At 71.7% G+C, this 19356-nt stretch carries 19 protein-coding genes; 13 read left to right on the forward strand and 6 right to left on the reverse strand.

All coding sequences use genetic code 11. The features are described from left to right. The first annotated feature begins 141 nt into the window (after positions 1-141). Genes hrcA through DVR05_RS06825 form a run of 3 tightly spaced genes read left to right on the forward strand, consistent with a single transcriptional unit; the run spans position 142 to position 3036 of the window. Positions 142-1155 carry a heat-inducible transcriptional repressor HrcA gene (gene hrcA / locus DVR05_RS06815; protein WP_116244971.1) on the forward strand — a complete coding sequence of 338 codons (1014 nt, stop codon included), beginning with the start codon at positions 142-144 and terminating at the stop codon, positions 1153-1155. A gap of 4 nt (positions 1156-1159) precedes the next feature. Then, entirely contained in the window at positions 1160-2302 is a 1143-nt protein-coding gene (dnaJ, locus tag DVR05_RS06820; protein ID WP_116244972.1) for a molecular chaperone DnaJ, read from the forward strand. After that, complete coding sequence (locus DVR05_RS06825) at positions 2299-3036, forward strand: 16S rRNA (uracil(1498)-N(3))-methyltransferase (RefSeq protein ID WP_116244973.1); 738 nt, start codon at positions 2299-2301, stop codon at positions 3034-3036. Before dnaJ ends, DVR05_RS06825 begins: the two co-directional genes overlap by 4 nt. Before the next feature lie 83 nt (positions 3037-3119). Here the strand turns inward: DVR05_RS06825 and DVR05_RS06830 are convergent, their stop codons facing one another. Both DVR05_RS06830 and DVR05_RS06835 read right to left on the reverse strand, forming a co-directional pair. Further along, positions 3120-3839, reverse strand: a complete 720-nt coding sequence (locus tag DVR05_RS06830) for a hypothetical protein (RefSeq protein ID WP_116244974.1) — start codon at positions 3837-3839, stop codon at positions 3120-3122. Then, on the reverse strand, positions 3836-4366 hold the full coding sequence (locus DVR05_RS06835; protein ID WP_017599553.1) for a SigE family RNA polymerase sigma factor: 531 nt from the start codon (positions 4364-4366) through the stop codon (positions 3836-3838). Before DVR05_RS06835 ends, DVR05_RS06830 begins: the two co-directional genes overlap by 4 nt. A gap of 347 nt (positions 4367-4713) precedes the next feature. Here DVR05_RS06835 and DVR05_RS06840 point away from each other — a divergent pair, with 347 nt between their 5' ends. The 6 genes from DVR05_RS06840 to era all read left to right on the forward strand — a co-directional run bounded on the left by DVR05_RS06840 (position 4714) and on the right by era (position 9777). Continuing rightward, positions 4714-5064: a histidine triad nucleotide-binding protein gene (locus DVR05_RS06840; protein ID WP_116244975.1), complete on the forward strand. Its 351-nt coding sequence runs from the start codon at positions 4714-4716 to the stop codon at positions 5062-5064. A 274-nt stretch (positions 5065-5338) separates the two neighbouring features. After that, positions 5339-6430: a PhoH family protein gene (locus tag DVR05_RS06845; protein WP_116244976.1), complete on the forward strand. Its 1092-nt coding sequence runs from the start codon at positions 5339-5341 to the stop codon at positions 6428-6430. Positions 6431-6587: 157 nt separating this feature from the next. Further along, complete coding sequence (ybeY, locus tag DVR05_RS06850) at positions 6588-7076, forward strand: rRNA maturation RNase YbeY (RefSeq protein WP_116244977.1); 489 nt, start codon at positions 6588-6590, stop codon at positions 7074-7076. Continuing rightward, the gene (locus tag DVR05_RS06855) at positions 7073-8458 is read left to right on the forward strand and encodes a hemolysin family protein (RefSeq protein WP_116244978.1); all 1386 of its coding nucleotides are present in this window, start codon (positions 7073-7075) and stop codon (positions 8456-8458) included. The genes ybeY and DVR05_RS06855 overlap by 4 nt, the downstream gene beginning before the upstream one ends. Beyond that, positions 8455-8799, forward strand: a complete 345-nt coding sequence (locus DVR05_RS06860) for a cytidine deaminase (RefSeq protein WP_116244979.1) — start codon at positions 8455-8457, stop codon at positions 8797-8799. The genes DVR05_RS06855 and DVR05_RS06860 overlap by 4 nt, the downstream gene beginning before the upstream one ends. Before the next feature lie 9 nt (positions 8800-8808). Further along, positions 8809-9777 carry a GTPase Era gene (gene era, locus DVR05_RS06865; RefSeq protein ID WP_116244980.1) on the forward strand — a complete coding sequence of 323 codons (969 nt, stop codon included), beginning with the start codon at positions 8809-8811 and terminating at the stop codon, positions 9775-9777. Positions 9778-9900: 123 nt separating this feature from the next. Here the strand turns inward: era and DVR05_RS06870 are convergent, their stop codons facing one another. Further along, the gene (locus DVR05_RS06870) at positions 9901-10635 is read right to left on the reverse strand and encodes an IclR family transcriptional regulator (protein WP_116244981.1); all 735 of its coding nucleotides are present in this window, start codon (positions 10633-10635) and stop codon (positions 9901-9903) included. A gap of 340 nt (positions 10636-10975) precedes the next feature. Here DVR05_RS06870 and DVR05_RS06875 point away from each other — a divergent pair, with 340 nt between their 5' ends. The 4 genes from DVR05_RS06875 (at position 10976) to DVR05_RS06890 (ending at position 14196) form a co-directional block, all read left to right on the forward strand. Beyond that, positions 10976-12256 carry a DUF6986 family protein gene (locus tag DVR05_RS06875; protein ID WP_116244982.1) on the forward strand — a complete coding sequence of 427 codons (1281 nt, stop codon included), beginning with the start codon at positions 10976-10978 and terminating at the stop codon, positions 12254-12256. Further along, a complete protein-coding gene (allB, locus tag DVR05_RS06880) occupies positions 12256-13605 on the forward strand; it encodes an allantoinase AllB (RefSeq protein ID WP_116244983.1) in 1350 nt (449 codons plus the stop codon). Before DVR05_RS06875 ends, allB begins: the two co-directional genes overlap by 1 nt. 110 nt (positions 13606-13715) lie before the next feature. Further along, positions 13716-13940 (forward strand): TraY domain-containing protein, encoded by a 225-nt coding sequence (locus tag DVR05_RS06885; protein WP_116244984.1) that lies wholly within the window; start codon positions 13716-13718, stop codon positions 13938-13940. Continuing rightward, positions 13924-14196: a type II toxin-antitoxin system RelE/ParE family toxin gene (locus tag DVR05_RS06890; protein ID WP_116244985.1), complete on the forward strand. Its 273-nt coding sequence runs from the start codon at positions 13924-13926 to the stop codon at positions 14194-14196. Before DVR05_RS06885 ends, DVR05_RS06890 begins: the two co-directional genes overlap by 17 nt. Here the strand turns inward: DVR05_RS06890 and DVR05_RS06895 are convergent. The 3 genes from DVR05_RS06895 to DVR05_RS06905 all read right to left on the reverse strand — a co-directional run bounded on the left by DVR05_RS06895 (position 14144) and on the right by DVR05_RS06905 (position 19321). Continuing rightward, a complete protein-coding gene (locus DVR05_RS06895) occupies positions 14144-14410 on the reverse strand; it encodes a hypothetical protein (RefSeq protein ID WP_198659103.1) in 267 nt (88 codons plus the stop codon). The two genes, DVR05_RS06890 and DVR05_RS06895, sit on opposite strands and share 53 nt — an antisense overlap. Before the next feature lie 69 nt (positions 14411-14479). Then, positions 14480-15742 (reverse strand): M14 family metallopeptidase, encoded by a 1263-nt coding sequence (locus tag DVR05_RS06900; RefSeq protein ID WP_116244986.1) that lies wholly within the window; start codon positions 15740-15742, stop codon positions 14480-14482. Positions 15743-16009: 267 nt separating this feature from the next. Next, positions 16010-19321 carry a BTAD domain-containing putative transcriptional regulator gene (locus DVR05_RS06905; protein WP_116244987.1) on the reverse strand — a complete coding sequence of 1104 codons (3312 nt, stop codon included), beginning with the start codon at positions 19319-19321 and terminating at the stop codon, positions 16010-16012. Positions 19322-19356: the final 35 nt, after the last annotated feature.

A 19356-nucleotide genomic window follows, 5' to 3' on the forward strand; every position in this document is an offset into this window, starting at 1 on the left:
GCGGTCCGGACCCGGTCGGACCGTGACCGGCGGGGAAGATCGGGGCCGATCGGGGGTGTTACTACCCGTGGGTAGCAGACGGCGTTTGCGACCGGGCTTAGAATTAGCACTGAGGACCACGGAGTGCCAGGAGGTGACGAGTTGCTGGATGAGCGCAAGCTCGCGGTCCTGCGTGCGGTCGTTGAGGACTTCGTCAACACCAACGAGCCCGTTGGCTCCAAGGCTCTCGCGGACCGACACCGACTCGGGGTTTCACCCGCGACCATCCGCAACGACATGGTCGCCCTCGAGGAGGACGGCTACATCACCCAACCGCACACCAGTGCCGGCCGTGTGCCGACGGACAAGGGTTACCGGCTCTTCGTGGACCGCCTCTCCTCGGTCAAGCCGCTCTCGGCGGCCGAGCGGCGGGCCATCGAGTCCTTCCTCACGGGCGCGGTGGACCTCGACGAGATCGTCGCGCGCACGGTCCGTCTGCTCGCCCAGCTCACCCGCCAGGTCGCGATCGTGCAGTACCCGTCCCTGACCCGTTCGTCGGTGCAGCACGTGGAGCTGGTGCCCCTGGGCGGACCGCGGCTCATGATGGTCGTGATCACCAACACGGGCAGGGTCGAGCAGAGGGTCATCGACGGACTGGGTTCGGTCAGCGAGAGCGCCGTCAATGATCTGCGCGCCATGCTGAACCGGGCCATCGCGGGACTCCCCCTCGGAGACGTCCCCGACGCGGTGGACGACCTGCCCGCCCAGGTCGACCCGGAGCACCGCCACATGGCGGTGTCGGTCCTGTCGGTCCTGTTGGAAAGCCTCGTGGAGCGCCACGAGGAGAAGATCGTCCTGGCGGGCACCGCCAACCTCGCGGCGGTGGACTTCGCGGCCAGTCTGCGGGACGTGCTGGAAGCGCTGGAAGAGAACATGGTCCTCATCCGTTTGCTGGGTGAGGCGAAGGACCCTTCGATGCTGACCGTGCGCATCGGCGAGGAGAACTTCCACGAGGGTCTGCGGTCCACCTCCATCGTGTCAGCCGACTACGGCGTGGGAAACCAGTCGCTGGCCAAGATCGGAGTCGTGGGTCCCACCCGGATGGACTACCCGGGAACGATGGGCGCCGTACGTGCGGTGGCTCGGTATGTCGGACAGATTTTGGCAGGACAGTAACTCAGTGGCCAGAGACTATTACCAGGTTCTCGGGGTGCGTCGTGACGCGTCCAAGGACGAGATCAAGAAGGCGTACCGGCGGCTCGCGCGCGAGCTGCACCCGGACATCAACCCCGACCCCGCGACCCAGGAGCGCTTCAAGGAGGTGACCCAGGCCTACGAGGTCCTCTCCGACGAGAACAAGCGCCGGATGTTCGACATGGGCCAGGACCCCTTCGCTCCGGCCGGTGGCGGCGGCGCCGGAGGCTTCGGCGGCGCGGGAGGCTTCGCGTTCGACGACATCATGAACGCGTTCTTCGGCGGCGGACAGCCCGGCGCGCGCGGCCCGCGCGAACGGGTCCGGCGCGGACGCAGCATCAAGATCCGCGTCGAACTGGACCTGAAGGAGACCGCGTTCGGCGTCAGCAAGGAGATCACCTTCCCCACGGCGATCCTGTGCGACACCTGCCAGGGCGAGGGGACGGCTGCCGGTTCGCACCGCACCACGTGCGAGATGTGCCACGGCCAGGGTGAGGTCTCCCAGGTCACGCGCTCCTTCCTCGGCCAGGTCATGACCTCGCGCCCCTGCCCGCAGTGCTCGGGCCAGGGCACGGTCATCACCGACCCCTGCGCCGACTGCGCGGGCGAGGGGCGGGTGCGGGAGAAGGTCACCCGCACGGTCAAGATCCCCGCCGGCGTCGACGACGGCACCCGCATCCAGCTCGCGGGCGAGGGCGAGGTCGGCCCCAACGGAGGACCGCGCGGCGACATCATCCTGGAGATCGTCCAGCGCCCGCACCCCACCTTCGAGCGGCGCGGCGACGACCTGCACTGCACCGTGACCGTGCCCATGACGGCCGCCGCGCTGGGTGCCTCCTTCGCCTTCGACACCCTCGACGGCACGGAGAACATCGACCTGCGCCCCGGCACCAACTCCGGGCACGTCATCACCCTGCCGAACAAGGGAGTCACCCACCTCGACGGCGGAGGCCGCGGCGACCTGCGCATCCGCGTCGACGTGGAGACCCCCGCCAAGCTCGACGAGGAGCAGGAGGCGCTGCTGCGCAAGTTCGCCGAACTGCGCGGCGAGGACCAGTCGCCCGGGCGCTTCAGCCCCGGCCACGGCGGGTTCTTCGCCAAGATCCGCGACGCCTTCGGAGCCAAGTGACCCCGGCGGTCTTCCTGGTCGACACCGCCGACCTGGCGGCCGACCGGGTCGAGGTCACCGGCCCCGAGGGGCGGCACGCCGCCGTCGTACGCCGGATCCGCCAGGGTGAGACGGTGGACCTGTCCGACGGTCTCGGGCGGCGTGCCCGGTGCACGGTGACCGGGGTCGCCAAGGACGGGATCGTCTGCGCGGTGGTCGAACGCTGGGAGGAGCCGGAGCCCCGTCCGCGGCTGACCGTCGTCCAGGCACTGCCCAAGGGCGACCGCGGGGAACTGGCCGTGGAGATGATGACCGAGGCCGGGGTGGACGCCGTCGTGCCCTGGGCGGCCGAACGCTGCGTCACCCGGTGGAAGGGCGACCGGGCGGCCAAGTCCCTGGGCAAGTGGCGCGCCACCGCCCGCGAGGCGGCCAAGCAGGCGCGACGCGGACGGCTGCCGGAGGTGGCCGAACCGGCCGACCGCGCGGCCGTGGCGAAACTGCTGGCCGAGGCCGACCTGGCCGTCGTGCTGCACGAGGACGGCGCCCGACGCCTGGCCGAACTGGACCTGCCCGGGGGCGAGGGTGCCGGGATCGTGCTGGTCGTCGGACCCGAGGGCGGCTTCTCCGAGGCCGAGCTCGACGCCTTCGCCGAGGCCGGGGCGGTGCGCGCGCTACTGGGGCCCACGGTCCTGCGTACCTCCACCGCGGGGGTGGCCGCGCTGTCGGTGCTCCAGGCACGCACCGGTCGCTGGTAGCGGGGACGAGGACGAACGACGGGGGCGGCCACGGGAACTCGGTCCCGTAGCCGCCCCCTCTCACGTGCTCCGGCGGAACCCGGTCACCCCTGCGGGGTCTCCGCCACGGTGCCGCCGTCCGTTCCACCGGTGCTGGTGCTGTCGTCGGTGGGCTCGTCGCCGCCTCCGGCGTCCTCCGAACCGCCGTCCCCGCCGTCGCCTCCGGCGCCGTCCGTGGCTCCGTCGGTGCCCTCGTCGGTGGGTTCGTCGTCGACGGTGGGGCAGTCGTCCGCGCCGGTGCGATCGGAGGTCTGCTCGCCGCTCCCCTCGTCCGCGGGGCTCGCCTCCTCGGAGGGGGTCGGCCGGGTCGGGGAGCACTCGTCAGTCGGGGTGGCCTCCTCCGGCGGAGCGGAGGACCCGGGCGAGGAGGTGGGTGTGGGTGAGGGATCGTCCGCGGGCTCCGGCTCGGGAACGGCCACCCCGGCACCCGTGTCGGGGACGGGCTCGGCGGAGGCGACGTCCTCCTCCGAGGGGGCCGCAGCCGGGGGGGTGCCCTCACGGTCGGCGCCCGCAGGGACGATCTCCAGCACCTGGTCGCGAACCTCGGGGTTGGAGATGACCACGGACACCGCGATCAGGACCGCCCCCGCCACCGCCAGAGCCGGGCGCAGCCAGGGCAGCCCGAACCAGCCGCCCCGGGCGCGCTCGGTCCGCTCGCGGATCAGGTTCAGTCCCTCGGGGGAGGGCTCACACGCGTCCGCCTCCGATCTGAGGATCGAGCGGAGCCGGTTCTCGAACTCGTCGTTGTCGGATGGGCTGCTCATGTCGTCTGCTCCAGAACAGAGCGGAGCGCGGAGATGCCACGGGACGTGTGACTCTTCACCGCGCCCTTGCTGATCCCCATGGCGTCCGCGATCTGCGCCTCGGACAGGTCGCCGTAGTACCGGAGCACGATGGCCTCTCGCTGACGTGTGGGTAGTTTGCGCAGGGCCCTGATCACGGCCTCGCGCTCCAACTGGTTCATGGCGCCGTGCTCCGCGCTGGGAGCGTCCGGTAGCGCCTTGGGTGCGTGCTTCTCCACGACGGCGCGGTGGCGCAGGACCGACCGCGCCTTGTTCACGACCGCCTGTCGGAGGTAGGACAGGGCCTTGTTGGGGTCGCGCAGCCGTCGCCAGGCCGAGTGCATGGCGACGAAGGAGTCCTGCACGACCTCCTCCGCGGTCGCGTGGTCCCGGACGAGCAGCGAGGCGAGACGGACCAACGGGCGGTAGTGCTCCCGATAGAGTTCGGTCACCGCGTGGTCGGCGTCCCAGCCCACGGCGAGGGGGGCCGTGGTGGCTCCCGCCACCATGGTTTCTGTCGTCACATCAGTTCGACGCACACCCTTGTCGCGGGGTTTACGAAAGGGCATACCTCTTCTTTTCCAAGTAGGGGTGCGTTCCGGTCCGAACACGCTGGAGGGTGGACATCGGCGGAGGAGGCCGACGACCCGACGCGCACGGGTGCAAAGCCTATCGCGATTCTTCCGAAGGGAGACGCGGTACCAGGTGTTCCGGTTCGGGTCCGCGCGGTCCCGGAGGTCGGGACCTGCGGCATCATGGTGACCGGACAATCCGAGACGGCCGCTGCCGGTGGCGCCCGCCAGGCGGGCCCGGCAGCGGGAACAACCGGGCGACAGTCCCCCGACGGAGGTAATCGATGGCCGAGGCCGACTGCCTTTTCTGCAAGATCGTGCGGGGGGAGGTGCCCGCCGAGATCGTCCGCGAGGGCAAGCGCACCGTCGCCTTCCGCGACATCAACCCCCAGGCCCCGACGCACGTGCTGATCGTCCCGCGCGACCACCATCCGGACGCCGCGTCCGCCGCGGCCACCGGGGCAGGGCTGTTGGACGAGATCGCGCTGGAGGCCCGGGAGGTGGCCGAGGCCGAGGGCGTGGCCGACTCGGGGTACCGACTGGTGTTCAACACCGGAAGCGGCGCCGGGCAGACGGTGTTCCACCTGCACGGCCACCTGCTCGGCGGGCGCGGCCTGAACTGGCCGCCCGGGTAGCCGGCGCCCGACGCGGGTCCCGCGCCCCGCGGCGGCCCGCCTCACCGGCCCCGGCCGGGGCCGATGGGGGCGTGGGACGGTCGAAAAAGCGATCGATCCGGATGGAGACGCGTTGGTAGACTCGGGGCGTGGCCCCAGGGGCCGGGGAGCCTCGGGAGGCACCGGTTGGCAGGACGGGCCCGGTACCGGCTCGGGTGCCGCAGACGTCGCATCCCGTCAGCGAGGGCGACGGGGTCGGATCGAAGGGTAGGGACAGCGGCCGCAAGGCCACGTCATGGCCGAGACAACGCACACGCAACCGCGACAGGACACCCAGGTCAAGGTCGTGGTCCCGGACGAGCACACGATGGTCAGCCTGCTGGGCTCGGGGGACGAACTCCTCAGGGCGCTGGAACGGGCCTTCGACAGCGACATCCACGTCCGCGGGAACGAGTTCACGATCAGCGGCAGCCCCGAGGAGACCGCGGTCGTGGTCCGCCTCGTCGAGGAGCTCATCGAACTCGCCAAGAGCGGCACCCACGTCACCCCCGAGACCATCGAGCGCATGGTCCACATGCTGCGCACGCCCGGCTCGGAGCGTCCGGCCGACGTGCTCACGACCAACATCCTGTCCAACCGGGGCAGGACCATCCGCCCCAAGACCGTCAACCAGAAGCGGTACGTCGACGTCATCGACCGGCACACGGTCGTGTTCGGCATCGGTCCGGCGGGAACCGGCAAGACCTACCTGGCGATGGCCAAGGCCGTCAAGGCGCTCCAGGACAAGGAGGTCAACCGGATCATCCTCACCCGTCCGGCGGTCGAGGCGGGCGAGCGGCTGGGCTTTTTGCCGGGCACGCTCTACGAGAAGATCGACCCCTACCTGCGGCCGCTGTACGACGCGCTGCACGACATGCTCGACCCCGACTCCATCCCCAAGCTGATGTCGGCCGGGACGATCGAGGTCGCGCCCCTGGCGTACATGCGCGGCAGAACGCTCAACGACTCCTTCATCATCCTGGACGAGGCCCAGAACACCTCGCCCGAGCAGATGAAGATGTTCCTCACCAGGCTCGGCTTCGGCTCCAAGATCGTCGTGACCGGTGACGTCACGCAGGTCGACCTCCCCGGCGGGCAGACCAGCGGTCTGCGCACCATCGAGAACATCCTGAGTGACATCGACGACATCGCCTTCTGCCGCCTGTCCAGCGACGACGTGGTTCGCCACAAGCTCGTCGGGCAGATCGTCGACGCCTACGGCCGCTACGACGCCGCCCAGGGCGCCCCCACGGGACCCGGGGGCGGCCGCTCCCGCCGTCTGTCACCCCGCAGGGGCTCCGCCGACACTCCGGCGGACGGCGGCCCCGGGAGCCCCCACACGAAATAGCGGGCAGACTGGAGTGGTACACCGTCCGAGCTGGTGGGCCCGCCGTGGTGCGGGCCCACCGGTGTCGGACGCCCAGGCGCGGCCGCGGGCGGCGCCGCGCCGCCGGGCGGTCATCCCGTCCGGCCATGACGATTTCCAAGTGAGGCATCCGCAACCGATGAGTATCGACGTCGCCAACGAGTCGGGCGTCACCACCGTGGACGAGGAGCGACTCTCCCGCCTGGCTCGGCACGTGCTCGACGCCATGCGCGTCCACCCGCTGGCGGAGCTGTCCGTCGTTCTGGTGGACGAGGAGCCGATGACGGACCTGCACGTGCGGTGGATGGACGAACCCGGACCCACCGACGTTCTGTCCTTCCCGATGGACGAACTGCGTCCCGGAGGCCCCGGTCGCACCAGCGAGCCGGGCGTCCTCGGTGACGTGATCATCTGCCCCCAGGTGGCCGAGCGGCAGGCGCTCAAGGCCGGGCACTCGACCGAGGCCGAGATCGACCTGCTGTGCACGCACGGCATCCTGCACCTGCTCGGTTACGACCACGCCGAGCCGGACGAGCACAAGGAGATGTTCGGTCTCCAGGGCGAGATCCTGGCGTCCTGGCGCGAGCGTGAGGCGGCCTCGGCCGGAGGAGACGAGAGCGACCGATGAGCGCCGCGTCGGCCCCGACCGTGTTGGCCGCCGGAGATCCCGCACTGTGGGGCGCCGCGTTCGCCGCCGCCCTGCTGCTGATCGCGGTGGCCGCCTTTCTGGCCGCCGCCGAGGTGGCCGTCACCCGGGTGGGCTCGGTGGGGCTGCCCGGAAGCTCCGGTGAGCGGGCCGCCGACTCCCGCTGGGAGCGGGTGGCCGCCGACCCCACCCGGCACCTCAACGTCCTGCTGTTCCTGCGCGTGGTCACCGAGGTGTGCGCGACCCTGGCCACCGCGCTGGGCATGGTGTTCCTGCTGGGCCCGGGCTGGCCCGCGCTGGTCCTGACACTGGTGGCACTGGTCGTGGTGGAGTCCGTGTTCGTCGCGATCGCCCCGCGGATCCTGGGCCGCCAGTTCTCCGGGCCGATCGCCCGGGCCAGCGCCGCCGCCCTCCACCCGGTGCAGGTGGTGGTGAGCCCGGTGGCCCAGCTCCTGGTGGGGTTGGGCCGGGCGCTCACCCCGCGCGACAAGGGGGACCGGGAGGGCCCGTTCAGCACCGAGGTCGAGCTGCGCCAGCTCGTGGACCTGGCCGAGCGCGGCGAGGTCATCGACCCCGAGGAACGCCAGATGATCCACTCGGTGTTCAAGCTCGACGACACCTCTGTGCGCGAGGTGATGGTGCCCAGGCCCGACATCGTGTTCACCAACCGGGACGCGGACGCCGACGCGGTCCTGTCGCTCGCCCTGGCCAGCGGCTACTCGCGGATCCCCGTGACGGGCGAGGACGAGGACGACGTGGTCGGCATCGTCTATCTCAAGGACCTCGTCGAACGGTTGCGCGACCGTTGGTCGGCCTCCGCCGGAGGGGCGGAGGAACCGCCGCTGACCGCGGGGGACGTGATGCGTCCGGCGACGTACGTGCCCGACACCAAGCCCATCGACGAGTTGCTGCGCGAGATGCAGAAGCACCGCAACCACGTCGCCGTGGCCATCGACGAGTACGGCGGTACCGCGGGTCTGGTGACCCTGGAGGACATCGTGGAGGAGATCGTCGGTGAGATCACCGACGAGTACGACCACGAGATCCCGCCCGTGCAGTGGCTGGACGCGGACCGGGTGCGTGTGACGGCGCGCCTGCCGTTGGGGGAGCTCGACGAACTGTTCCCCGATCGGGACCTGGACGTACCCGACGTCGAGACGGTCGGCGGTCTGGTCGCCTTCGTGCTGGGGCGGGTCCCCACGGGCGGGGCGCAGGCGCAATACGCTGGTCTCAGACTCACCCTGGAGGGCCGGGGTGGCCGCCGGAACCGCCTGACCACGGTGTTGGTGGAGCGTCTGCCGGACGACGGCGGGTCCGCCGACGACCGGGGGAAGAACGAGGACGTAAGGAGCACGGAGCAGTGACGGACACGACGGGGCTGGGCCCCGAGGACGGCAAGCTCATCACCCTCGCCCGGGCCTCGCGGGCCCGCAACGCGGCGGCCGAGGGGGCGGCGGTGCGTGACGAGACCGGGCGCACCTACGTCGCCACGACGGTGGAGCTGCCCTCGCTCCGGCTGACCGCGTTGCAGGCGGCCGTCGCGGCGGCCGTGTCCAGCGAGGCCTCCGCGCTGGAGGCCGCGGTGGTGGTGACCGAGGCCAAGGAACTGACCGAGGACGACCGCGCGGTGGCGGACGACCTGAAGACCCAGGTGGTGGTGGTCGCGGCCCCCGACGGGGTGCCCGCGAGCGTCACCCGGCGCTGAGAAGGAACGATGAACGACCTCGACCTGGAGAAGCTGCGGCTTCCGCTGCCCGAACCCTCCCACCCGGAGGGTTTCCGCAGCGGGTTCGCCTGCTTCGTGGGCCGCCCCAACGTGGGCAAGTCCACCCTGATGAACGCGCTGGTCGGCCAGAAGGTGGCGATCACCAGCAACCGGCCGCAGACGACGCGGCGGACGGTGCGCGGGATCGTCCACCGGCCGGACGCGCAGCTGATCATCGTGGACACGCCCGGCCTGCACAAGCCCCGCACGCTGCTGGGGGAGCGGTTGGACTCGCTGGTGCGGTCCACGCTGGTCGAGGTGGACGTGATCGCGTTCTGCCTGCCCGCCAACGAGCCGATCGGGCGGGGGGACACCTACATCGCCAAGGAGCTGGCGGAGCAGACCAACACCCCCGTGGTCGCGCTGGTCACCAAGACCGACCTGGCCGACCGGGAGACCGTCGGCAGGCAGCTGCTCGCGGTACAGGAGCTGGGCGAGTGGGCCGACATCGTCCCGGTGTCGGCCGAGGGCGGATTCCAGCTCGACACCGTCGCCGACGTGCTGTGCTCCCATCTGCCGGAGGGGCCGCCGCTGTACCCGGACGGCGACCTGACGGACGAGCCCGACGAGATGCTCGTGGCGGAGCTGGTCCGCGAGGCGGCCCTGGAGGGTGTGCGCGACGAACTGCCGCACTCGATCGCGGTGGTCGTGGACGAGATGAACGAGCGGGAGAACACCAGGCCGGGCAAGGAGCTGGTGGACATCTACGCCTCGCTGTACGTGGAGCGCTCCAGCCAGAAGGCGATCGTCATCGGCTCGAAGGGCTCGCGGCTGCGGGATGTCGGTTCGCGGGCCCGCAAGCAGATCGAGGGGCTGCTGGGGCGACGGGTCTTCCTGGACCTGCGCGTGCGGGTGGCCAAGGACTGGCAGCGCGACCCCAAGCAGCTGCGCAGGCTGGGCTTCGACCAGCAGACGTAGGGGTTCGGTTCGGGCGTCGGCGGGGTGCCTGCGGAGGGGACCGCGCCGTGGCCGTCCGTCGGGGGTGGTGGTGGCCGGGGCCGTGACCGACGTCGGCACGGCCCCCGCGGCGGTCGGGGCGGGTCAGCTCTGGTGGTTGAGGTCGGTGGCCAGGGTGCGTGCGGCCTCCTGGACCAGGGGAGCGGCCCGGTCGACGAACTCCCAGGTCACACGGCGGTCCGGGCCGGACACGGAGACGGCCATCCGGGAGGGCGCGCCCTCGACGGGGACCGCCACGCAGCGCACGCCGATCTCCTGCTCGCCGTCGTCGATGGCGAAGCCGCGCTCGCGGATGCGCTGGAGTTCGGCGGCGAAGTCCTCGGGGCTGGTGATGGTGCGGTCGGTCGCGGCGGGCATGCCCGTGCGGCGCACGGTCGCCAGCGCCTCGTCGTCGCTGAGCTGGGAGAGCAGGGCCTTGCCGACCCCGGCCGAGTGCGGCAGGACGCGTCGGCCGACCTCGGTGAACATGCGCATGGCGTGCGGTGAGGGCACCTGCGCCACGTAGATGACCTTGTCACCGTCGAGCATCGCCAGGTTGGCGGTCTCGCCCAGGACCTCGACCAGGTGGGCCAGGTGCGGTCGGGCCCACGTGCCGAGCATCTGCGACGCCTTGTCGCCCAGCCCGATCAGCCGGGGGCCGAGGGCGTAACGGCGCGAGGGCAGCTGCCGCACGTACCCGTTGCCGACCAGGGTGCGGATGATGCGGTGGATGGTCGGCAGCGGCAGCCGGGACGACTCGGCGAGTTGGCTGAGGGAGGTCTCACCGCCGGCCTCCGCCATGATCTCCAGTAGGGCGAAGGCGCGTTCGAGTGACTGCACCCCACCGGAACGACCGCGCCTACCGGTCTCCTCGGTCAGGGGCGGGGTGTCCGTCTGGGTGGTCTGCGAGGCTGACAAAGGTCATGCTCCCATGTGAAGGCCGCTTGAGGTCACGGTCTTTATTCTGCGATACGAAAAGTACTTCCCATCTCTGAGTCCTCTATAGCACGTGACCGTCACGTAGCGCCGCCTGAATCCTCGTGATTCGGGGCGATCGGGACACCCCCGACACCGCTGAACTCTTGTTATTCCGGATGGCAGAAGTTAGCATCCGCATATAGGAATTTTGGTGGGCCTTCCCTAGGGAGGCCAGGCCACCCCTACGGAGAGGAACCGCAACGTGACAGCGGAGGACCCCCTGTCCCTCGACGAACTCACCACCGCCTTGGACGCCCGTCTGGCCGACGCCGACGCGCGCCTGGCCCGTGAGTACCCCGGGGCCAACACGGCCCGGCAGCCGGTGCACACCGTCTACGTTCCCGCTGACCGGATCCGGCCGGGACTGGCCGCGGACTGGGGGCGCGACGCCCTGGCCGCCCTCGACGAGTTCGCCCCCAAGCCCACCGACCTCGCCGAGATCACCGGGCTGAGCGAGTCCGCCGTGGCCGAGGCGCTGCCGCGCGTGCGCGCCAAACTCACCCGGGAGCCGATCGAGGACCTGCGCGCCGACCTGGAGGACGGGTACGGCGATCGCGGCGACGAGGCCGAGGACGCCGACGTGACCTCCGCCGCCGGGGCCTTCTGCGCCGACGTGGAGGCGGGCACCGCCACCCCCTACTTCGGCATCCGGATGAAGGGCATGGAGGCCGCCGGACGGCACCGCGGGGTCCGCAGTCTCACCCTGTTCCTCCAGACCCTCCTGGAACGCCTCGGCTCCCTGCCGGACAATCTCGTTCTCACCCTGCCCAAGATCACCTCGGTCGAGCAGGTCGAGGCGATGGCCTGGGTCTGCGAGCGGCTGGAGCGGCGTTTCGACCTGTCCGAGGGCCGCCTGCGGTTCGAGCTCCAGATCGAGACCCCCCAGTCGATCCTGCTCCAGGACGGCACCGCCGCCGTGGCCCGGATGATCGGGGCGAGCCAGGGCCGGGCGAGCGCGCTGCACTACGGCACCTACGACTACAGCGCCGCCTGCGGGATCACCGCCGCCTACCAGAGCCTGGCCCACCCGGTCGCCGACCACGCCAAGGCCGTCATGCAGCTCGCCGCAGCCGGGACCGGCGTATGGCTCTCCGACGGGGGCAGCAACATCCTGCCCGTGGGCGGGCGCGCCGACGTCCACCAGGCGTGGAAGCTGCACGCCGGGCTGGTCCGCCGGTCCCTGGAACGCGGCTACTACCAGGGCTGGGACCTGCACCCGAACCAGCTGCCCATGCGGTTCCTGGCCACCTACGCCTTCTACCGGGAGGCGTTCGAGCCCGCCGCCGCCCGCCTCAGGGCCTACTTCGGCGCGGTGGCCGGTGGTGTCATGGACGAGCCCGCCACCGCGCAGGCACTGGCGTCGGCCCTGGTCAACGGGTTGCGTTGCGGCGCGCTCGACGAGACCGAGGTCGAGGAGCACACCGGGACGGACACGGCCACGCTGCTGGCCCTGGCCACCCGCCGAGTCGGACAGGAGCAGTGATGACCACCCACGACCTTCTCCTGCGCGCCCAGCGCGCCATCACCCCCGAGGGCGAGCGGGCGGTGACCGTCGCCGTCACCGACGGCCGGATCACCGCCGTCCTGCCCGGAGCGGACGCCGCCGCCACCGCGGCCAGGGAGATCGTCCTGGCCGACGACGAGGTGCTGCTGCCGGGGCTGGTCGACTCCCACGTACACGTCAACGAACCCGGCCGCACCGAGTGGGAGGGCTTCGCCAGCGCCACCCGCGCCGCCGCGCTGGGCGGTGTGACCACGATCGTCGACATGCCGCTCAACAGCGTGCCGCCGACCACCACCGTCGACGGTCTCAACGTCAAGCGCTCCGTGGCGCGCGACCAGGTCGCCGTGGACGTCGGGTTCTGGGGCGGCGCCGTGCCCGAGAACAGCACCCCCGACACGACCAAGGAACTGCGCGCGCTGCACGAGCGGGGCGTGTACGGGTTCAAGGCGTTCCTGTCGCCGTCCGGCGTGGACGAGTTCGGCCACCTGTCACCCGACCAGTTGCGCACGGCGGCGGAGGCGATCGGCGAGTTCGGCGGTCAGATCATCGTGCACGCCGAGGACCCGTCGGTCCTGGACCGGGCGCCCGCCGCAGCGGGCCGCGAGTACGCGGACTTTCTGGCCTCGCGTCCGGACGAGGCCGAGCACGAGGCGATCGCGCTGGTCATCGAGACCGCGCGCCGGACCGGGACCCGGGCGCACATCCTGCACCTGTCCAGTGCCTCGGCGCTGCCGCTGATCGCCCGGGCCCGGGCCGAGGGCGTGCCGCTGACCGTGGAGACGTGCCCGCACTACCTGACGTTGGAGGCCGAGGCGATCCCCGCCGGGGCCACCCAGTTCAAGTGCTGCCCGCCCATCCGCGACCACGCCAACCGCGACCTGCTGTGGCGGGCGCTGTCGGACGGCCTGATCGACTGCGTGGTCAGCGACCACTCACCGAGCACCCCGGACCTGAAGGACCTGGACACGGGGGACTTCGGGACGGCCTGGGGCGGGGTGTCCGGGCTCCAGGTCGGCTTCAGCGCGATGTGGACCGAGGCGCGTCGGCGCGGCGTGCCGCTGGCGGACGTGGTGCGGTGGATGTCCGCCGGTCCGGCGCGGGTCGCCGGGGTCGAGGGCAAGGGCGCGATCGCCGAGGGGGGCGACGCGGACTTCGCGATCGTGGCCCCGGAGGAGGCGCTGCACGTGAACGCGCGCGAACTCCAGCACAAGAACCCGGTGAGCGCCTACGACGGCGCCGACCTGGTGGGTCGGGTGCGCCGCACGATCCTGCGCGGTGCGGACGTCGACCTGGCCGCCCCCGCCGGTCGGCTGCTGACCCGGAGCTGAGGCCCGCGGCCCGCACGGCCCCGGCGCGCGGTCGCGCGCCGGGACACTCCGGGTACGAAGAGTCATTGACCCTGGGTGTTATACTTGTATAGCACCCAGGGAGGTTCATCATGTTGGCACTGCGACTTCCGGCGGAGATCGAGGAGAGACTCGAAGCCCTGGCCAAGGAAACCGGCAGGTCGAAGAGCTTCTACGCTCGAGAGGCGATCGTCGCTCACCTGGATGAGCTTGAGGAGATCTACCTCGCTGAGAGCAGGCTTGAGGACCTGCGAGCGGGGCGGAGCGGTACGACTCCGCTCTCGGACGTGATGGGCGAGTATGGCCTGGAAAGTTGAACTCCACGACGACGCCAAGCGGGAATTGCGCAAGCTGGACGGACAGGCCGCGCGAAGAGTCTTCTGGTTCCTGGACGACCGGATCTCGGGCTCGGAGGATCCGCGGGCGCTCGGAGACGCTCTGAAGGGCAACCGACTGGGTGACCTCTGGCGCTATCGGGTCGGGGACTACCGAATCATCGCCGACCTTCAGGACGGGATCGTCACGGTTCTCGTCCTTCACGTGGGTCACCGCCGGGAGGTGTGCCGGGGCTGACCCGATGGGCGCCTGCTCGTAGGGCGGACAGCCGTCGGGCGCATTCGGCCGCCTCCCGAAGTGCGGCGTTGACCTTCTCCTCGAGGGTCGAGGTGCCCAGGATGGCGGCGGCTTTGGCCAGTGCCCCGTCATCGATGTCGGTCAGGGGCATGCTCATGGTGACCTCCTGGTGTTCGATCTCTGAACACCCTGGAGGCGTGAGGGTGATGCTCACCGAGGAATCCACGGACTGGTGGCCCCGGCGCGCATATGCGCGCCGGGGCCACCAGTCCGTGTCAGCGGGTCAGCCGCAGTACGCGGCCTCCTCGCCGATGATGCGGTACGGGCAGTCGGCGTAGTCGAGCAGCCGCAGGACGGCCTCCCGGTTACGCGCGGTCTCCCGGTCGATCACCGAGGACGGCGGGTAGAAGCCGCCGCCCCAGTAGCTGCTCGGGTACATCTCGTAGGTGAAGTTGACGATCCGCTGGTCGCCCCACAACCAGTCGTTGATCGTCCCGTCCGTCACGTACAGGTCGCTGGACTGCTGGGGCGTGTACCCGTTGGCCTGGGCCATGTAGGTGCCCAGGGCCTCGTGGGTGTCGTACTCGTCGCGGTTCATCCCGTTGGTCACCTCGTCGTAGGTGTAGCCGAACGGCCACAGGATGAGCTCGCTGTAGGTGTGGAAGTCGATCGCGGACGTGATCTGCTGCTCGCCGCCGACCACCCGGCCGCGCACGAAGTCGGCGACCGCCGAGACCTCGGGGGCGGACTCGGGGTAGGCGCCCCGGTAGGTCGAGCTGGACGTGCTGCCCGACGAACCGCCGCAGCAGCCCCAGTTGTAGTCCCAGTTGCGGTTCAGGTCCGTGCCGATGTACGACGAGCCCGGGTTGGGCTGGCGGTTCTTGCGCCAGTACCGCCACGACGAGCCCGCCATGTCGTACTCGGCGCCGTCGGGGTTGACGTTGGGCAGGATCCAGATCTCCCGGTCGTTCACCAGGTCGGTGATCCTGGCGTCGGAGCCGTACTCGCCGGTGAACAGCTCCATCAGGTACACGGCCATCTCGACCGTCAGGTGCTCGCGGGCGTGCTGCGAGTGCGTGAACAGGACCTCGGGCTCGTCCTCGTCCACGCCGACGTTGTCGCTGATCTTGACCGCGATCAGCTCACGCCCCTGGTGGGAGTACCCGTAGACCGACTGGGCGGCGATCCCGGGGTTCTGGGCGGTCACCCGGTCCACGACGTCGCGCAGCTCCGGGTACGTCGTGTACCCGTTGTCGGGGGCCAGCTGCACCGTGGGCGGATCGAACTCGGTGACCTCGTACCCGAGGTCGTCGATGGCCTCGACGCTCTCGGAGGTCGCGGTGACGAGCACCGAGTCGGCGCCGACGTCGTCGATCGCCGCGCCGGTCGAGGCGATCTCGGTCCGTTCCTCGGCGGTCGACACGCCGCTGACCTCGTACAGCGCGGGATCGTCGGCGGACTCGGCGCTGGCGGGACTGAGCAGACCGAGGACCAGTGCGCCGATCGCCAGGGGGGTGAGGATTCTTCGGGGGGTGGGGGAACGCATGACACTGCCTCCGTGGAGCGGGGGGTGAGGCGTCGGACATTTGGCGTCATTGCTAAATAAAGCCGTAAATCCTGTCAATCCGTCTAACTGAGCGTGTCCGCCGGAGCGGAACGCCTGGTTTGACGCCTTCGGCAGGTGAGCCCCGCTTCCCGGGGCCACAGACGGGCACGCACCGTGGCCGGATGTGGCCACGGTGTACACGGGGCGCACACCCCGGTGGGTGGCGCACGGACGCTCCGGGGCCGACCGCGCGGCCCGCGGAGGCGGTCAGCCGACCGCCTCCTCGACCAGCAGCCCGTCGATCGCGCTGTCCGTCCCCGCCGCGTGGCCCCGGGCGAACTCCTGGTCCGCCTCGGCCGTGCCGATGAGACGGTGGACCGCCCGGGTGAGGCGGTCGACGTCGAACCGGTCGCCGGGCTGGAGCGGCACCCCGACCTCCTCACGCGTGCGCGCCGCGGCGCCCAGGAGCCGTGCGGCGAGCGCACCGTCCTCCTCGGCCAGCGCCACCCCCGCGAACCCCTCCAGGGAGAAGGCCACCGCCCGGGGGTCGTCGCTCTGCAGGGCGAACTCCAACCCCTCGGTGTGCCGTTCCCGGGCCACGCGCGCGTCCCCGCGCATCTCGGCGCAGAACCCCAGTTCGGTCAGGACGAAGGCCAGCCCGGGGCGGTATCCGTCCTCCCGGTGGGAGGCCAGGACCGCGGACAGGTGCCGCTCCGCCTCCTCCGGCCGGCCACGGCGGCGCTCGCTCAGCGCCAGTCCCGCGTGCGCGAACCGGGCCCGGTCCGTCAGGGCCTGTTCCCGGGCCACGGCGATGGCCCGACGGTTGGCCTCGTCCGAGGCGTCCAGGTCGCCTTCGAGCAGGTGGACGCGCGCGATCCGGGTGTGCTCCTCCACCACCGAGGGCCACAACCCGATCCGCTCCGCCTGCTCCAGCGCGTGGCGGTGGAGTCGCGCCGCCTCCGGATAGTCGCCCTCGATCCCGGCCAGCACCCCGAGCAGGTTGCCCGCGCGCACCAGCCCCCAGGACTCACCGAGCTCCCCGAACAGCGACAGGCTCGCCCGCGCGTCCCGGTGGGCCGAGGCCAGATCGCTGCGCCGCAGCGCCCGCCATCCGCGCATGTGCAGGACGAAGGCCCGCCACCAGTGGTCCGAGCGGGACTCGAACACCGCCAGTGCCTCCTCCAGCACCGTGTCGGGCAGGTCCAGGCGCGACGCCTCCGTCTCGGCCGTGCGCGTCATGAAGACCAGCACCGCGCGGGCACGGGCGAGCGCGGCGGGGTCGGGCATCCGCGTCGCCAGGTCCAGCGCGGCCCGTGCCGTCTCCAGGGCCGCGGGGGAGTGGACGTCGGCGAAGGACAGGGCGGCGTGCCAGAGCAGGGCCACGGCGCGTTCCTCGTCGGTGCCGCCGCCCGGAGTCGCCAGGGCCAGGGACAGCAACCGGTGGCCCTCCCGGTAACGCCCGCGCAGGTACCAGTACCACCCGAGGGAGCCGGTGATACGCAGCGCCGGGCCCGCCTCACCCTGCTCGGCGGCCCACTCCACGGAGGCGCGCAGGTTGGCCGTCTCCTGGTCCAGCCATTCCAGACATCCCCCCTGGTCGCCACCGGAGCCGAAGAGCCGGGGCTCGAACTCCGCGGCCGCCCCGGCCAGGTGGGTCGCCAGCGCCCGCAGGGCGGAGGTCTCCTCTCCCGCCTCGACCAGCCGCTCCCGGGCGAAGGCCCGGATGGTCTCCAGGAGCCGGTACCGCGTACCCCGCCGACCCTGTTCGGCCACGATCAGCGACCGGTCCACGAGCGAGGCGAGGACCCCGACGACGGCCGGACGTGCGACGGCGGGGGTGCCCTCCTGGGGGAGTCCGGCGATCGCCTCCGCCCTGACCAGGTCGAACGGTCCGGCGTGGACCGACAGGCGGCGCAGGACGGCGCGTTCGTCGGCGCTGAGCAGCCGCCAGCTCCAGTCCACCATGGCGTGCAGTGTGCGCTGGCGTTCGTGGCGGCCCGCGCCTGTGCCGCCCAGGATCTGGAAGCGGTCGTCCAGGCGGGCGGCCAGTTCGTGCACGCCCAGGGAGCGCACCCGCGCGGCGGCCAGCTCCAGGGCCAACGGCAGACCGTCCAGGTGCCAGCAGATCGCGGCGACCGCGGCGGCGTTGTCCTCCGCCACGGCGAAGCCGGGCAGGGAGGCGGCCACACGCTGGGAGAACAGCTCGACCGCCGCCGACTCGGCCAGAGCCTCACGGGTGGCCGCCCGGGGCACGGGCAGCGGTCGAACCTGGTGCAGACGCTCACCGGGAACCCCCAGGGGCTCGCGGCTGGTGGTCAGGACCCGAAGGCGGGGCGCGGAACGCAGGAGCCCCGCCACCAGCTCGGCGACGGGGCCGAGGAGGTGTTCGCAGTTGTCCAGGACGAGCAGGGTCCCGTCCAGGCACTGGCCGAGCCGGGACACCTTGGAGCGGTCACCGGGGGAGCACCCCTCGTCGGAGAGGCCGACGGCGGTCGCGATCTCCTCGGCGATGCCGTGGACCGTCGTGGCGCCGGTGTCCCTGCCCCCGAGCTCGACGAACCACACCCCGGAGGGGGCGAGATCGGGGACGGCGGCCAGCGCGAGCGTGGTCTTGCCGACCCCTCCCGGGCCGACGAGGGTGACCAGACGGAACCGCTCCACGTCGCCGCGGATCCGTTCGACGGACTCCTTCCGGCCGATGACCTCGGTCAGCGGCGCGGGCACGTTCCCCGTGGGTCGGCGCGGGGCAGCCGCGACCGCGTCGGCGGCCGCCGCCCGTTCGGTCGGTGCGGGAGGAGCGGTCGCGCGCCCCGCGGTCAACGCGGTGCCGGGACGGGCGAGCGCCGGGGCCTGGGCGAGGATGTCCTGGTGCAGCCGGACCAGTTCCGGACCGGGGTCCACTCCCACCTCGTCGGCCAGCAGCCCGCGCATCCGCCGGTAGCTCTCCAGCGCCTCGGACTGGCGGCCCGCCCGGTACAGGGCGAGCATGTGGGCGGCGCGCAGCCGCTCCCGCAGCGGTTCACGTTCCACGAGTTCGTCGAGTTCGGGGATGAGGGCGGCGTCCTCGCCCAGGTCGAGCCGGGCGCGGAGACGGTCCTCCACCGCCGACAGCCGCATCTCCTCCCACCGGGTGACGGCGGGCCGGGTGAACGGGGCGTCCGCGTGGTCGGCCAGGGCCGGGCCGCGCCACAGCGCGAGGGCCCGGCCCAGGACGTCCGCCGTCTCGGCGGGACCGGCCCCACGCGCCCGCGCCACCAGTTCCTCGAACCGGCCCGCGTCCACCCGCTCGGCGTCGACCCGGAGCCGGTACCCGGACGGACCGGACTCCACCCTGGACCGGTACCCCGGCTCAGCGCCCTCCAGGGCGCGCCGCAGCCGGGACACGGTGGTCTGGAGGGCGGCGGCCGGGTCGGGCGGCGCGTCCTGCCACAGGTCCGCGCCCAGCCGGTCGGCGGAGACCCAGGCTCCCCGGTGGACGAGCAGGTGGGCCAGAAGGGAGCGCACCTTGGCTCCGGGGACGTTGACGGGTTCGTCCTCGTCGGTCCATACCGCCAGCTGCCCCAACACGCCGAATCGCATGTGCAGCAGCCTATCCGGACGAAGCGGTCATGTCC

This window comes from Nocardiopsis sp. FIRDI 009 (assembly GCF_003386285.1).
In the GTDB taxonomy this organism is placed as follows: Bacteria; Actinomycetota; Actinomycetes; order Streptosporangiales; family Streptosporangiaceae; genus Nocardiopsis.

Excerpts from the sequence above, each read along its gene's own strand:
- DVR05_RS06830 (WP_116244974.1), bottom strand. The coding sequence starts at position 3,839 with ATGAGCAGCCCATCCGACAACGACGAGTTCGAGAACCGGCTCCGCTCG.
- DVR05_RS06835 (WP_017599553.1), bottom strand. The coding sequence starts at position 4,366 with ATGGTGGCGGGAGCCACCACGGCCCCCCTCGCCGTGGGCTGGGACGCC.
- DVR05_RS06840 (WP_116244975.1), top strand. The coding sequence starts at position 4,714 with ATGGCCGAGGCCGACTGCCTTTTCTGCAAGATCGTGCGGGGGGAGGTG.
- DVR05_RS06845 (WP_116244976.1), top strand. The coding sequence starts at position 5,339 with ATGGCCGAGACAACGCACACGCAACCGCGACAGGACACCCAGGTCAAG.
- ybeY (WP_116244977.1), top strand. The coding sequence starts at position 6,588 with ATGAGTATCGACGTCGCCAACGAGTCGGGCGTCACCACCGTGGACGAG.
- DVR05_RS06855 (WP_116244978.1), top strand. The coding sequence starts at position 7,073 with ATGAGCGCCGCGTCGGCCCCGACCGTGTTGGCCGCCGGAGATCCCGCA.
- era (WP_116244980.1), top strand. The coding sequence starts at position 8,809 with ATGAACGACCTCGACCTGGAGAAGCTGCGGCTTCCGCTGCCCGAACCC.
- allB (WP_116244983.1), top strand. The coding sequence starts at position 12,256 with ATGACCACCCACGACCTTCTCCTGCGCGCCCAGCGCGCCATCACCCCC.
- DVR05_RS06885 (WP_116244984.1), top strand. The coding sequence starts at position 13,716 with ATGTTGGCACTGCGACTTCCGGCGGAGATCGAGGAGAGACTCGAAGCC.
- DVR05_RS06890 (WP_116244985.1), top strand. The coding sequence starts at position 13,924 with ATGGCCTGGAAAGTTGAACTCCACGACGACGCCAAGCGGGAATTGCGC.
- DVR05_RS06900 (WP_116244986.1), bottom strand. The coding sequence starts at position 15,742 with ATGCGTTCCCCCACCCCCCGAAGAATCCTCACCCCCCTGGCGATCGGC.
- DVR05_RS06905 (WP_116244987.1), bottom strand. The coding sequence starts at position 19,321 with ATGCGATTCGGCGTGTTGGGGCAGCTGGCGGTATGGACCGACGAGGAC.